Source organism: Streptomyces deccanensis (genome assembly GCF_022385335.1).
Lineage (GTDB): Bacteria > Actinomycetota > Actinomycetes > Streptomycetales > Streptomycetaceae > Streptomyces > Streptomyces deccanensis.
Genome location: NZ_CP092431.1, coordinates 6540980 through 6554555, shown reverse-complemented (window position 1 = coordinate 6554555; position 13576 = coordinate 6540980). Strand labels below are relative to the sequence as shown.

General features: G+C 71.9%; 12 protein-coding genes. 8 read left to right on the top strand and 4 right to left on the bottom strand.

Annotation, left to right across the window (positions count from 1 at the left end):
* Positions 1-99 precede the first annotated feature (99 nt).
* Positions 100-1731 (top strand): phospho-sugar mutase, encoded by a 1632-nt coding sequence (locus L3078_RS29255; protein WP_239756900.1) that lies wholly within the window; start codon positions 100-102, stop codon positions 1729-1731.
* Between the two features lie 78 nt (positions 1732-1809).
* Here the strand turns inward: L3078_RS29255 and L3078_RS29250 are convergent, their stop codons facing one another.
* A complete protein-coding gene (locus tag L3078_RS29250) occupies positions 1810-3543 on the bottom strand; it encodes a hypothetical protein (protein WP_239756899.1) in 1734 nt (577 codons plus the stop codon).
* 198 nt (positions 3544-3741) lie between these two features.
* A complete protein-coding gene (locus L3078_RS29245) occupies positions 3742-4404 on the bottom strand; it encodes a PH domain-containing protein (RefSeq protein WP_420864115.1) in 663 nt (220 codons plus the stop codon).
* 219 nt (positions 4405-4623) lie between these two features.
* Here L3078_RS29245 and deoC point away from each other — a divergent pair, with 219 nt between their 5' ends.
* Genes deoC through L3078_RS29230 form a run of 3 tightly spaced genes read left to right on the top strand, consistent with a single transcriptional unit; the run spans position 4624 to position 7899 of the window.
* Positions 4624-5577 (top strand): deoxyribose-phosphate aldolase, encoded by a 954-nt coding sequence (deoC, locus tag L3078_RS29240; RefSeq protein ID WP_239760507.1) that lies wholly within the window; start codon positions 4624-4626, stop codon positions 5575-5577.
* 5 nt (positions 5578-5582) lie between these two features.
* A complete protein-coding gene (locus tag L3078_RS29235) occupies positions 5583-7019 on the top strand; it encodes an aldehyde dehydrogenase family protein (protein ID WP_239756898.1) in 1437 nt (478 codons plus the stop codon).
* The gene (locus tag L3078_RS29230; RefSeq protein ID WP_239756897.1) at positions 7012-7899 is read left to right on the top strand and encodes an aldehyde dehydrogenase family protein; all 888 of its coding nucleotides are present in this window, start codon (positions 7012-7014) and stop codon (positions 7897-7899) included. The genes L3078_RS29235 and L3078_RS29230 overlap by 8 nt, the downstream gene beginning before the upstream one ends.
* A 101-nt stretch (positions 7900-8000) precedes the next feature.
* Here L3078_RS29230 and L3078_RS29225 read toward each other — a convergent pair whose 3' ends face one another.
* Positions 8001-8411 (bottom strand): hypothetical protein, encoded by a 411-nt coding sequence (locus L3078_RS29225; protein ID WP_239756896.1) that lies wholly within the window; start codon positions 8409-8411, stop codon positions 8001-8003.
* A 140-nt stretch (positions 8412-8551) separates the two neighbouring features.
* On the opposite strand from L3078_RS29225, the gene L3078_RS29220 reads away from it, so the two are divergent.
* On the top strand, positions 8552-9190 hold the full coding sequence (locus L3078_RS29220) for a uridine kinase family protein (protein WP_239756895.1): 639 nt from the start codon (positions 8552-8554) through the stop codon (positions 9188-9190).
* Positions 9191-9404: 214 nt separating this feature from the next.
* Here L3078_RS29220 and L3078_RS29215 read toward each other — a convergent pair whose 3' ends face one another.
* Positions 9405-10172: a SigE family RNA polymerase sigma factor gene (locus tag L3078_RS29215; RefSeq protein ID WP_239756894.1), complete on the bottom strand. Its 768-nt coding sequence runs from the start codon at positions 10170-10172 to the stop codon at positions 9405-9407.
* A 265-nt stretch (positions 10173-10437) separates the two neighbouring features.
* Here L3078_RS29215 and afsQ1 point away from each other — a divergent pair, with 265 nt between their 5' ends.
* Genes afsQ1 through L3078_RS29200 form a run of 3 tightly spaced genes read left to right on the top strand, consistent with a single transcriptional unit; the run spans position 10438 to position 13339 of the window.
* Positions 10438-11115, top strand: a complete 678-nt coding sequence (gene afsQ1 / locus L3078_RS29210; protein ID WP_013001223.1) for a two-component system response regulator AfsQ1 — start codon at positions 10438-10440, stop codon at positions 11113-11115.
* Entirely contained in the window at positions 11112-12713 is a 1602-nt protein-coding gene (locus L3078_RS29205; RefSeq protein ID WP_239756893.1) for a sensor histidine kinase, read from the top strand. The genes afsQ1 and L3078_RS29205 overlap by 4 nt, the downstream gene beginning before the upstream one ends.
* Positions 12710-13339 (top strand): hypothetical protein, encoded by a 630-nt coding sequence (locus L3078_RS29200; RefSeq protein ID WP_239756892.1) that lies wholly within the window; start codon positions 12710-12712, stop codon positions 13337-13339. The genes L3078_RS29205 and L3078_RS29200 overlap by 4 nt, the downstream gene beginning before the upstream one ends.
* The last annotated feature ends 237 nt before the right edge of the window (positions 13340-13576 follow it).

Sequence of the window (13576 nt, the reverse complement as noted above, 5' to 3'; positions counted from 1 at the left end):
GCGCGAGAAGCCCCACCCACCCGCACCCGACAACGCGCCCCCTCCCCGGGACAATCAAGCGCCCCGACGAACAAAGAACGAGACGAGAGGTTGACCCCCGTGCACGACGACCTGATCGCCCGCGCCAAGGCGTGGCTGGCCGAGGACCCCGACCCGGACACCCGGGACGAGCTCGGCAGGCTGATCGACGCGGCGGACACGGCGGAACTGACCACCCGCTTCTCCGGCACCCTCCAGTTCGGCACGGCCGGTCTCCGGGGCGAACTCGGCGCCGGCCCCATGCGCATGAACCGCTCGGTCGTCATCCGCGCGGCCGCCGGCCTCGCCGCGTACCTGAACAAGCAGGGCGCCACCGGCGGCCTCGTCGTCATCGGCTACGACGCCCGCCACAAGTCCGCCGACTTCGCCCGCGACACGGCCGCCGTGATGACCGGCGCGGGCCTGCGCGCGGCCGTCCTCCCCCGCCCCCTCCCCACGCCCGTCCTGGCCTTCGCCATAAGGCACCTGGGCGCGGTGGCCGGCGTGGAGGTCACGGCCAGCCACAACCCGCCGCGCGACAACGGCTACAAGGTCTACCTGGGCGACGGCTCCCAGATCGTGCCCCCGGCCGACGCGGGCATCGCGGCCGAGATCGACGCCGTACGCTCCCTCGACGACGTCCCCCGCCCGGAGGCCGGCTGGGACACCCTCGACGACAGCGTCCTGGACGCCTATCTGGCCCGTACGGACGCGGTCCTCGCGCCCGGCTCCCCCCGGAGCGCCCGCACGGTCTACACGGCCATGCACGGCGTCGGCAAGGACACCCTGCTCGCGGCCTTCGCCCGGGCCGGCTTCCCGGAGCCCGTCCTCGTCGCCGAGCAGGCCGAGCCGGACCCGGAGTTCCCGACGGTCGCCTTCCCCAACCCGGAAGAGCCCGGCGCGATGGACCTGGCCTTCGCGAAGGCCCGCGAGACGGACCCCGACCTGATCGTCGCGAACGACCCCGACGCCGACCGCTGTGCCGTCGCGGTCAAGGACGGCTCCGACTGGCGCATGCTGCGCGGCGACGAGGTCGGCGCGCTCCTCGCCACCCACCTGGTCGCGCGCGGTGTCCAGGGCACCTTCGCCGAGTCGATCGTCTCCTCGTCCCTCCTCGGCCGGATCGCCGAGAAGGCGGGCCTGCCCTACGAGGAGACCCTCACCGGCTTCAAGTGGATCGCCCGCGTCGAGGGCCTGCGCTACGGCTACGAGGAGGCCCTCGGCTACTGCGTCGATCCCGAGGGCGTCCGCGACAAGGACGGCATCACGGCGGCCCTGCTCATCACGGAACTCGCCTCGCGGCTGAAGGAGGAGGGCCGCACCCTCCTCGACCTGCTGGACGACATCGCCGTCGAGCACGGTCTGCACGCCACCGACCAGCTCTCGGTCCGCGTCCAGGACCTCTCGCTCATCGCCCGCGCGATGGAACGGCTCCGCGAGCAGCCGCCGACCGCCCTCGCGGGCCTGCCCGTCACCCGGGCCGAGGACCTGACCCGGGGCACGGACCGGCTCCCGCCCACGGACGGCCTGCGTTACACGCTCGACGGCGCGCGTGTGATCGTCCGCCCCAGCGGCACGGAGCCCAAGCTCAAGTGCTACCTGGAGGTCGTGGTGCCCGTCGCCGACCTCGCCGCCCTCCCGGCGGCCCGCGCGAAGGCGACGGACCTGCTGACCGACATCAAGCGGGACCTCTCGGCGGCAGCGGGCATCTGACCGCCGAAGCGAGAACGGGAACGACGAGAGGCCCCGACCGGTGATCCGGTCGGGGCCTCCGCGCGTACCGGCCCGGCCCTACGGCACCAGGACCAACACCGCCGCCCACCCCACGGCGAGCACCACGCTCAACGGCCACAAGGGCATCCTCCGGCCCTGGTACTCCCCCTCGGGCCGCAGCGCCGGGTCCCGCCACATGGCGGTGATCTCGGCGGCGGTCCTCTCGTACGGGTGAACGAGCCGCAGCTTCCGCTCCAACCAGCGCCAGCGCTCCGCCCGGACGCTCCAGAGCGGGAACGACGCCCGGCGGCTGTCCACCGTCAGCACGGCACCGGCGCAGCGCACGGTCGTGAGGTCGTCCCACTCGACGTGCTGCGGCCGGCCCCAGCCGCTCAGCCACAGCCCCGAACGGTCGGCCGTGATGCGCCAGGTGAGCATCTGGGGCAGCGTCAGGACGCCCAGGACACCGAGGACGCCACCGAGGACGTACTGCCACAGTCCGTCCGGGTACAGCCCCACGGCGGCCATCGTGACGATCATGAACAGGGCGGCGGACCAGTCGGCCCAGCCCGCCCGCCAGCGCCGTACGGACACCGGCTCGTCCCCGAGCCGGGCCCGGCTCTCCGTGACGGCCGTGGCCCGCAGCTCCTCGTGGACCGTGTGCCGCTTCGCCCTGGCCCGCTGCGCGGCGGCCCGGTGCCGTACGGCCCGCTCGGACAGGGGGCGCACCGGCCCGCTGGACGACTCGACGACCAGTTCGGCGGACGTACCGCCGCCCTCGGCCGCCTCCGTCTCCTGACTCGCCTCCGGCGCCTCCGCCGCGCTGACGATCACGATCTCGGCCCCGTCGTGGGGCACCCCGTACAGCACGGCCTCGCGCAGGGGCCCGGGCTGGTCGTCGTCATCGTCGACGCCCTCGACGGCGTCGAGAAACGCGTCCCGTTCCTCCCCGGCGTCGCGCTGCTCGTCCTCGTCGTCCTCTTCGTCGTACCACTCCTCGGTGGCGACGGTGAACAACGGCCGCAGCGCGTCCGCGTCGTCGGCGGCGAAGACCTCGGCGTCCCCGTCGGCGCCGTCACGGACGAGCACCCGCAGCACCGGCACGGGCGCGCCCCGCAGCGCGGCGGCCCGCCTGCGTCCCAGCCATCCGGAGAGCAGCGAGGTGAGCCCCCAGCCGACCACGAACCAGCCGACGAGCGTGATTTCGTGCCGGTCGGTGGCGACGTCCCAGCCGGAGACGGAGGAGAGCACCGCCACCGCGACCACGGTCAGCAGGCACCCGAACCCCATGAGGAACCGTCCGCGCCGCAGCGGCCCGACCTCGTCCGGCACCGTGGCGGTGACCCCCTCGGCGGCGACCGAAGCCCACTGCCGCTGCAGTCGGCGCTTGCTCAGCCGGATCTCGGCCATGGCCCACGTCAAGGTCGCGGCGACGCCTCCCACCAGGGTCGGCACGTCGTGCGAGCCGCCGTACCAGGCCAGCAGAAGCATCAGTACGGGCGCCGAGAACCGTACGACCTCGGGCCTGACCAGGGTCCACACCAGTTGCAGCGGGACCAGTGCGGCGAGGGCGGCGGGCAGTTCCACGAAGTTCGCCAGCCAGAAGCCGACGATCAGTCCGCCCGGTACCACGGCGAGCAGATGCAGGGGCCGGGTCCGCGCGGGCACCCACAGGGGTGGCCGGGTCCGCGCCCAGGCCTCCAACTTCTCGCCGCTCCAGGCGACGCACCCCTCGGGCACGGCGTACGCGGGCAGCGGACGCGGCGGTGGGGAGGCCCCGGGCGGGGACTGGGGTTCGAGCTCGGTACTCATCGTTTAGTGGACACTCCGGCCGCCGTCGTCAATGCGCCGCGCGCGGTCCGACACGATCCAAGCGAACCAGGCTGTGAAGGCGGGACACACGAGCAGCGCCACCATAGAACAGACGTCCGGACTTCCTCCGCCGAACCGGCGCCCGGAGCCCTACGTCACACCGCCCCCGCGCGCCCACCGAACCACCGGATCCGGGGGTCACCCCACAGCGATCAGCACCGCCAGCAGCACGGCCCCGGCCGCCACGGGGCCCACGATCTCCCAGGCCCACCGCACACTCGGCTTCCCCTGCGACCCGGCCGCCTTCGCCCGCGCCTCGCACAGGTCCCGCAGATCGGCCATGACCTGATCGGCCTCGGCCCGCACGGGCCGTGCCGGGGCGGTACGACCGCCGCCCTCCCCCTTGGCCGCCCGGCGGTCCTCCCGCAGCTGCTGCCGGGCGGCCTTCTTGCGCCCCCGCAGCGAGACGGGAATCGCCCAGAGCTGATACTTCGTGCCGCTCTCGTCGATGACCTCGTTCGTGTAACCGGACCGCAGCGACACCACGCTCGCCCAGGGCAGCTCGATCACCCGGAACGGATTGCGCACCCGCAGCCGGTCCTCGTTGGCGAACACGGCCGGCCGGACCGAGAACGCGACCACCACCGGCACGAACACCAGCATCGACGCCAGCGCCAGCCAGGGCGTACTCCCCTCGCCCGACACCACCGCGTCCCCACCGAGCCAGCCGATCAGCCCGAGCAGCAACACCCCGCCCATCAGCCCGGCGGGCGACCGGTACACCCGGTCCTTGTACACGGGCTTGCCAGGCGTACCGGGCTTGCCGGGCGTCGACGCGGGGGCCTGATCCGAGGTGCTCATACGTCCGATTCTGCCCGACGCACGACGCCTGCCCGAAGCCGAGGTAGCGCCCCGCAAGGGGCGCGGGGAACTGCGCGACCGGCCCCACACCACCCGCACGAGCGACACCACAGGCACCCCCACCCCCTGACGAGCCCGCCCGAGCGCCCGCCCGCGCCGGTTCGAACATTCCGAGGGCTGTACACCCGCTACGCGCGTAGATATGCTCGTCTGGTGACCATGTCCACAGCTGCACCCCACGCTCTCGCCGACGTCACCGCGTCCGACAGCACGCTGCGCCGCTTCCTCCACGGGCTGCCCGGCGTCGACCCGGTCGGCCTGGAGGCGCGCGCCGCCTCGCTCGGCACCCGTTCCATCAAGACGACCGCCAAGGCGTACGCCATCGACCTGGCCATCTCCATGGTCGACCTGACGACCCTGGAAGGCGCGGACACCCCCGGCAAGGTCCGGTCCCTCGGCGCCAAGGCGGTCCTCCCCGACCCCACCGACCGCACCACGCCCGCCACGGCCGCGGTCTGCGTCTACCCGGACATGGTGCCCGCCGCCAAGGCCGCCGTCGCCGGCTCCACCGTCAAGGTCGCCTCCGTCGCCACCGCCTTCCCGGCCGGCCGCGCCCCCCTCGCCGTGAAGCTGGCGGACGTCCGCGAGGCCGTCTCCGCGGGCGCCGACGAGATCGACATGGTCATCGACCGCGGCGCGTTCCTCGCGGGGAACTACCTCAAGGTCCACGAGGAGATCACCGCGGTGAAGGAGGCCTGCGGCGACGCGGCCCGCCTGAAGGTCATCTTCGAGACGGGCGAGCTCTCGACCTACGACAACATCCGCCGCGCCAGCTGGCTCGGCATGCTCGCGGGCGCCGACTTCATCAAGACCTCCACCGGCAAGGTCGCGGTGAACGCCACGCCCGCCAACACCCTCCTCATGCTGGAGGCCGTGCGCGACTTCCGCGCCCAGACCGGCGTCCAGGTCGGTGTGAAGCCCGCCGGCGGCATCCGCACCACCAAGGACGCGATCAAGTTCCTCGTCCTGGTCAACGAGACCGTCGGCGAGGACTGGCTGGACAACCACTGGTTCCGCTTCGGCGCGTCCTCGCTCCTCAACGACCTGCTGATGCAGCGCCAGAAGCTGGCCACCGGCCGCTACTCCGGCCCCGACTACGTGACGGTGGACTGATCCCCATGGCTTCCGCATTCGAATACGCACCGGCCCCCGAGTCCCGGGCGATCGTCGACATCGCCCCCTCCTACGGCCTGTTCATCGACGGCGAGTTCACCGAGGCCGCCGACGGCAAGGTCTTCAAGACGGTCAGCCCCGCCTCCGAGGAGGTCCTCTCCGAGATCGCCCAGGCGGGCGAGGCGGACGTGGACCGCGCCGTGCAGGCCGCCCGCAGGGCGTTCGAGAAGTGGTCGGCCCTCCCCGGCGCGGAGCGCGCGAAGTACCTCTTCCGCATCGCCCGCATCATCCAGGAGCGCTCCCGCGAGCTCGCCGTCCTCGAAACCCTCGACAACGGCAAGCCGATCAAGGAGACCCGCGACGCCGACCTCCCCCTGGTCGCGGCGCACTTCTTCTACTACGCGGGCTGGGCCGACAAGCTCGACCACGCCGGCTTCGGCGCGAACCCCCGCCCCCTCGGCGTGGCGGGCCAGGTCATCCCGTGGAACTTCCCGCTGCTCATGCTGGCGTGGAAGATCGCCCCGGCCCTGGCGACGGGCAACACGGTGGTCCTGAAGCCCGCCGAGACGACCCCCCTCTCGGCCCTCTTCTTCGCGGACGTCTGCCGCCAGGCCGGCCTCCCGAAGGGTGTCGTCAACATCCTCCCCGGATACGGCGACACGGGCGCCGCGCTCGTCGCGCACCCGGACGTCAACAAGGTCGCGTTCACCGGCTCCACGGCGGTCGGCAAGCAGATCGCGAAGACGGTCGCGGGCACCCGCAAGAAGCTCACCCTGGAACTGGGCGGCAAGGGCGCGAACATCGTCTTCGACGACGCCCCGATCGACCAGGCCGTCGAGGGCATCGTCAACGGCATCTTCTTCAACCAGGGCCAGGTCTGCTGCGCGGGCAGCCGCCTCCTCGTCCAGGAGTCGATCCAGGACGAACTGCTCGACTCCCTCAAGCGCCGCCTGTCCACGCTCCGGCTCGGTGACCCGCTGGACAAGAACACGGACATCGGCGCGATCAACTCCGAGGAGCAGCTGACCCGGATCACCTCGCTCGTCGAGCGCGGCGAGTCGGAGGGCGCCGAACGCTGGTCCCCGGCCTGCGAACTGCCCACCTCCGGCTACTGGTTCGCCCCGACGCTCTTCACCAACGTCACGCAGGCGCACACCATCGCCCGTGACGAGATCTTCGGCCCGGTCCTCTCCGTCCTCACCTTCCGCACCCCGGACGAGGCGGTCGCCAAGGCCAACAACACCCAGTACGGCCTGTCGGCGGGCATCTGGACCGAGAAGGGCTCCCGGATCCTGGCCGTCGCGAACAAGCTGCGCGCGGGCGTCGTCTGGTCCAACACGTTCAACAAGTTCGACCCGACGTCGCCGTTCGGCGGCTACAAGGAGTCGGGCTTCGGCCGCGAGGGCGGCCGCCACGGCCTGGAGGCGTACCTCGATGTCTGACCGCCTGTCTGTTTTCAAGACCTACAAGCTGTACGTCGGCGGGAAGTTCCCGCGTTCCGAGAGCGGCCGGGTGTACGAGGTGACGGACTCCAAGGACAACTGGCTGGCCAACGCCCCGCTCTCCTCCCGCAAGGACGCCCGCGACGCGGTCGTCGCCGCCCGTAAGGCGTTCGGCGGCTGGTCCGGCGCGACGGCGTACAACCGGGGCCAGGTCCTGTACCGCGTCGCGGAGATGCTGGAGGGCCGCAGGGGCCAGTTCGTACGGGAGGTCGCGGACGCCGAGGGGCTGTCGAAGTCCAGGGCCGCCGCGGTCGTGGAAGCCACGATCGACCGCTGGGTCTGGTACGCGGGCTGGACCGACAAGATCGCCCAGGTGGTCGGCGGCGCGAACCCGGTCGCGGGCCCGTACTTCAACCTGTCCTCCCCCGAACCGACGGGCGTGGTCGCGGTCCTGGCCCCCCAGGACTCGTCGTTCCTGGGCCTGGTGTCGGTGCTGGCTCCCGTGATCGCGACGGGCAACACGGCGGTCGTCGTGGCGTCGGAGAGGTCCCCCCTCCCGGCCCTCTCCCTCGGCGAGGTCCTCGCCACGTCCGACGTCCCCGGCGGCGTGGTCAACGTCCTCTCGGGCCGTACGTCGGAGATCGCGACGCCCCTCGCGGCCCACCAGGACGTCAACGCGATCGACCTGGCCGGCGCGGACGACGTCCTGGCGAAGGAGCTGGAGATCGCCGCGGCCGACAACCTCAAGCGCGTCCTGCGTCCACAGCCTGTGGACGACTGGTCGGCCACGCCCGGCATCGACCGCATGACGGCGTTCCTGGAGACGAAGACGGTCTGGCACCCGACGGGATCGCTGGGCGCGTCGGGGTCGGCGTACTGAGGAGGGGCGCCCCGTAAGGGGCGCGGGGAACTGCGCGACCAGCCACGGACGACCCGCGCCGTGCCACGGACCGCGCAGTTCCCGGAGACCCTCCGCTTCCGTCAACCCTTCAAGCCGCCCACCAACGGCCCCGCCACCGGAATGCTCCCGACCGACGGCGCTTGCGCCACCGGCCCGGTCAGGGCAGTGGACGTCAGCGGCTGGAAGTCGGCGAGCTGCGTCCCCACGCCGTTGTCGAGGGGGTCGACGCCCGTGCCCGCCAGCGGGTTGGGCTTGAGCCCCGCGACCGGCCCGGTGACGTACCCGACCGTGCCGGTCAGGGCCTGGAGGCCCGCCTGCGGGTCGACCTTGCCGAGGGACGTGGGCCGGGTGCGCATCACGTCGACGACCGGGGCGGCACCGTCCGCCGCCGCGGCCGCACCGGCGCCCGCGCCGAGCGCGACCCCCGCGGTCGTGACGGCCAGCAACGCGCGCCGGGCGGTGGGGTTCTGGGGAGCCGAGAGTCGAGCCATCTGGGGTGCCACCTTCTGCTGAACGTTTCCCTTGCGGAAAGTAATCATAGAGACACGTACGGTAGTTGAGGTGTGATGTGCGCTCCAAGGGCGACCCGCCGTCTCGGCGGGAGCCGCATGATGCCTCACACTGGACTCTCGTGAGTTCGCATCTCCCGCATCCTTCGATACCGACCCGAGTGGTCCTGCTGTCCGGTCCGTCCGGCTCGGGCAAGTCCCTCCTCGCCGCCCGCTCCGGCCTGCCCGTGCTGCGGCTCGACGACTTCTACAAGGAGGGCGAGGACCCGACGCTGCCGCTGGTGGAGGGCAGCACGGACATCGACTGGGACCACCCGCTGTCGTGGGACGCGGACACCGCCGTCGCGGCGATCGAGGAGCTGTGCCGCACGAGCGCGACGACGGTCCCGACGTACGACATCTCCCTCAGCGCGCGAACCGGCGCGGAGGAACTGCGCATCGGGCCGACGCCGGTGTTCATCGCCGAGGGCATCTTCGCCGCCGAGATCGTCGGACGCTGCCGTGAACTCGGGCTGCTGGCGGACGCGCTGTGCCTGACGCGTGGTCCGGTGACGACCTTCCGTCGCCGCTTCCTGCGCGACCTCAAGGAGGGCCGCAAGTCGGTGCCGTTCCTGCTGCGGCGCGGCTGGCGGCTGATGCGGCTGGAGCGTTCGATCGTGGCCCGCCAGACGGAGTTGGGCGCCCACCCGTGCGACCGCGACGAGGCCCTGGGCCGACTGGCGGCGGCCGCCGCGGGCCGCATCGCGAAGGCGCCTGCCTGAGCCCGCACACGAAGACCGGGACGGCCCGGGGGCGGACATGAAAGCGGGACTGGACGGACCCCCCGGCCCTCCAGTCCCGCGTCCCCCGTGATCCCCCCACTCGTCACACCGACGCTCCCCCGCGCCACCGTGACGTTCCCCGTTCCCCCGTACCCCCCGCTCTCCCCCGTGCTCCCCCCGCTTTTCCCCCGTTACTTACTCCCCCCACAGACCTTCAGGCGACAAGCTCCCCGAAGGACTCCTCCTCGTCACGGCCGAAGCTGAGGACCTCGTCCTCGCGCAGCCGGCGGAGGGACCGCCAGATGCTGGACTTCACCGTGCCGACACTGATGTCGAGGATCTCCGCGATCTCCGGGTCGGTGCGGCCCTCGTAGTAACGAAGGACCAGCATCGTGCGCTGGAGTTCGGGGAGCCGGGCGAGCGCCTGCCACAGGACGGCGCGCAGTTCGGTGCCGCGCATCGCGTCCGTGTCGCCCGCCGTCTCCGGCAGTTCCTCGGTCGGGTACTCGTTCAGCTTGCGGCGGCGCCACGCGCTGATGTGCAGATTGGTCATGGTGCGGCGGAGGTAGCCCCCGACCGCGGCCTTGTCACTGATCCGGTCCCACGCCCGGTAGGTCGAGAACAGCGCGCTCTGCAGCAGGTCCTCGGCCTCGAAGCGGTCTCCGGTCAGGTGGTAGGCGGTTGCGTACAGGGAGGCACGACGCTCCTGGACGTAGGCGGTGAACTCCGCCTCCGACACAGACCGGCGTTCCCCCGTGCCCTCCCCGTACGCAGTCCCCGTTCCCCCGTGGGCGACCCCCGTTGCCCCCGTGGCGCTTCCCCCCACGTGTGCGTCAACCACCGACATGAACGTGGTGTGCTGACGCCCGGTGCCGCGAGCGCACCCCCGCCCGCTCACGGCACCGGACTTCTCCGTGCTCCGGACGACGTCGTGGAGCCGCGTGACAACTGCGCTAGTGCTGGTGCTGTGCAGCGTGTTCATCTCGCGCCCCCCGTCGTGGAGTTCCGGTCTTCGGCTTGCTTTCTTGCCTGTGCCGAGAAGATTGCCGGTTCACCTTCATGGCTCTGTCCGCCGACTGTCACAGACCTGTCACAGGGGTCGGACCCCTGGGTGCGGCCCGGACGGGGCACAGGTCGATCACAGAGAAGAGTCGTACGGCTACGCGAACGGCACGATCGTGTGCGGGTGTCGGGTGGGAGCGCTCCAACGGTCGATTCGGCGCCATGCCATGGGCCAGAATGAGCCCGTGCCTTCCCTGTTGCTGATCGAGGACGACGACGCCATCCGCACGGCCCTGGAGCTCTCACTGACGCGCCAGGGGCACCGTGTCGCCACCGCCGCCACCGGCGAGGATGGTCTCAAGCTGCTGCGCGAACAGCGGCCGGATCTGATCGTTTTGGACGTGATGCTGCCTGGCATCGACGGCTTCGAGGTGTGTCGGCGGATCCGGCGCACCGACCAGCTGCCGATCATCCTGCTCACCGCGCGCAGCGACGACATCGACGTCGTGGTGGGCCTGGAGTCGGGCGCGGACGACTATGTGGTCAAGCCCGTGCAGGGGCGGGTGCTGGACGCCCGGATCCGCGCGGTGCTGCGGCGCGGTGAGCGCGAGGCCAACGACGCGGCGACCTTCGGCTCCCTCGTGATCGACCGTGCGGCGATGACGGTGACGAAGAACGGCGAGGACCTCCAGCTCACGCCCACCGAGCTGCGGCTGCTCCTGGAGCTGAGCCGCCGGCCCGGACAGGCCCTGTCCCGGCAGCAGTTGCTGCGTCTGGTGTGGGAGCACGACTACCTGGGCGACTCCCGCCTGGTGGACGCGTGTGTGCAGCGGCTGCGCGCCAAGGTCGAGGACGTTCCGTCGTCGCCGACCCTGATCCGTACCGTGCGCGGCGTGGGCTACCGGTTGGACACGCCTCAGTGACGAAGGCTTCAGGGGGGATCCGCGGCTGGGCCGCGGCTCGCAGGACAGTGCAGTCCCGGATCCGTTTCACCAGTCTGCGGCTGCGTCTGGTGGTCGTGTTCGGTCTGGTGGCGCTCACGGCCGCCGTGTCGGCGTCCGGTATCGCCTACTGGCTCAACCGCGAGGCCGTGCAGACACGCGCGCAGGACGCGGCGCTCAACGACTTCGAGCGCGAGATGCAGAGCCATGTGAGCACCCTGCGCCCGAACCCGACACAGGACCAACTGCGCGTCGCGGCCCGCAAGATGGCTGACGGCGGCGAGCGCTCCAGCGTGCTGCTGATCGCCGAGGGCGCGGACGGCGAGACGGTCACCGGGTCCTCGACCGACAACGCGCTCACGGGTTTCTCGCTGGAGGACGTGCCCGCGTCGTTGCAGAAGGCCGTCAACAAGCGGCAGAAGCTCACCTCGGGCAACAAGCACGCGTACCACGTGTACTGGCAGCGGGTCATCGACGGCGACACCCCGTACCTCGTGGGCGGCGCGAAGATGATCGGCGGCGGGCCGACCGGCTACATGCGCAAGTCCCTCGCGGAGGAGGCGAAGGACCTCAACTCCCTCGCCTGGTCCCTCGGTATCGCCACGGGCCTGTCGCTGATCGGCTCGGCGCTGCTCGCACAGGCCGCCGCGACCACGGTCCTGAAGCCGGTGCAGCGCCTCGGCGTGGCCGCCCGCCGCCTCGGCGAGGGCAAGCTCGACACCCGGCTGCGCGTCTCCGGCACGGACGAACTGGCCGACCTCTCCCGGACGTTCAACCTCGCGGCGGAGTCCCTGGAGAAGAAGGTCGACGACATGAGCGCCCGCGAGGAGGCGTCCCGCCGCTTCGTCGCCGACATGTCCCACGAACTCCGTACGCCGCTGACGGCGATCACCGCCGTCACGGAGGTGCTGGAGGAGGAGCTGGACGCCGACACGGGCAGCCTCGACCCCATGATCGAACCGGCGGTACGGCTCGTCGTCAGCGAGACGCGGCGCCTCAACGACCTGGTCGAGAACCTGATGGAGGTGACCCGCTTCGACGCGGGCACCGCCCGGCTCGTCCTCGACGACGTGGACATCGCCGACCAGATCACCGCCTGCATCGACGCCCGCGCCTGGCTGGACGCGGTGGAACTGGACGCCGAGCGCGGCGTCATCGTCAACCTCGACCCGCGCCGCCTGGACGTGATCCTGGCGAACCTGATCGGCAACGCGCTCAAGCACGGCGGCTCCCCGGTGCGCGTCTCGGTGCGCACGGAGGGCGAGAACCTGTTCATCGAGGTGCGGGACCACGGCCCCGGCATCCCTGAGGACGTCCTCCCGCACGTCTTCGACCGCTTCTACAAGGCGAGCGCCTCCCGCCCCCGCTCCGAGGGCAGCGGCCTCGGTCTGTCCATCGCCCTGGAGAACGCCCACATCCACGGCGGCGAGATCACCGCCGCCAACTCCCCCAAGGGCGGCGCGGTCTTCACCCTCCGCCTGCCCCGCGACGCGGCCTCCCTGGTCGCGAAGGAACGGGACGAACGGGACGGCGAGCAGGGCGACGGCGGCCCGGCAGGCAGCGAAGGGGACGGCCAGTGACGATACGAGACGCCCGAGCCGTACGCGTCCTGGTCGCGACCGGGGCACTCACCGGCCTCCTCGCCGGCTGCGGCATCCGGGCCACCCAGGTGCCGACGGACTTCGGCCCGGCGCCCTCGATGGTGCCGTGCGAGCTGTCGGCGACGGACCTCTCGCCCCAGGCGACCCCCTCGGGCATGCCGGTCGAGGTCTTCCTGCTCTGCTCCGGGGCGCTCGTCCGCGTCAACCGCTCGGTGCAGGTCGCCGAGGGCACCGAGGAGTCCCAGCGACGGGTCGCCGTAGCCCAGGGCCTGCTGGACGCCCTGGCCGCCGACCCCAGCGAGGTCGAGGACGAGGCCGGCTACAGGACGGCCGTCCCGCCCGGCCTGACGGTGACGGGCCCCTCCCCCGGCGACCCCGAGGACACGCTCCGCCTGTCCACCGCCCCGGAGTCCCTGCCCAAGTACGCCCTCGCCCAGATCGTCTGCACCTTCGCCGACTCCGCCGCCGCCGGCGACAACGGCTCGGTGGTCCTGGGCAGCACGAGCACGAGCGCCGAGTCGCTACGCCGCTACGACTGCACCCAGGAGACCGAATCCTCCCCGGGCGAGGGCAACCCGCCTTCCGAGGAGATCAACGGCTCCTGACGGCCACGCAGGCACGGCCGCCGGATCGAACACGGGCGGCCCACCCCTAGAGGCCCACTGCCAGGGCAACTGCAACAGGGTCGGCGAGTGAGCCGAAGGGGCGCGCCTGTGTCGAGAGGGCATGGGGGCACCTCCCGCTCGAGCGAAGCCGAGAGTGGGGGAGCGCGCAGCGCCCGACGAAGGAGGGCCGAGCACGATCGCCCTCTCGACACAGGCTTCTGCGCCCCGGAGGCGAAC

What these genes read in the sequence shown, in the direction of transcription:
- L3078_RS29225 (WP_239756896.1), bottom strand. Translation starts at nt 8,411, where the DNA reads ATGGCTCGACTCTCGGCTCCCCAGAACCCCACCGCCCGGCGCGCGTTG.
- L3078_RS29235 (WP_239756898.1), top strand. Translation starts at nt 5,583, where the DNA reads ATGGCTTCCGCATTCGAATACGCACCGGCCCCCGAGTCCCGGGCGATC.
- L3078_RS29250 (WP_239756899.1), bottom strand. Translation starts at nt 3,543, where the DNA reads ATGAGTACCGAGCTCGAACCCCAGTCCCCGCCCGGGGCCTCCCCACCG.
- L3078_RS29215 (WP_239756894.1), bottom strand. Translation starts at nt 10,172, where the DNA reads ATGAACACGCTGCACAGCACCAGCACTAGCGCAGTTGTCACGCGGCTC.
- L3078_RS29230 (WP_239756897.1), top strand. Translation starts at nt 7,012, where the DNA reads ATGTCTGACCGCCTGTCTGTTTTCAAGACCTACAAGCTGTACGTCGGC.
- L3078_RS29245 (WP_420864115.1), bottom strand. Translation starts at nt 4,404, where the DNA reads ATGAGCACCTCGGATCAGGCCCCCGCGTCGACGCCCGGCAAGCCCGGT.
- deoC (WP_239760507.1), top strand. Translation starts at nt 4,624, where the DNA reads ATGTCCACAGCTGCACCCCACGCTCTCGCCGACGTCACCGCGTCCGAC.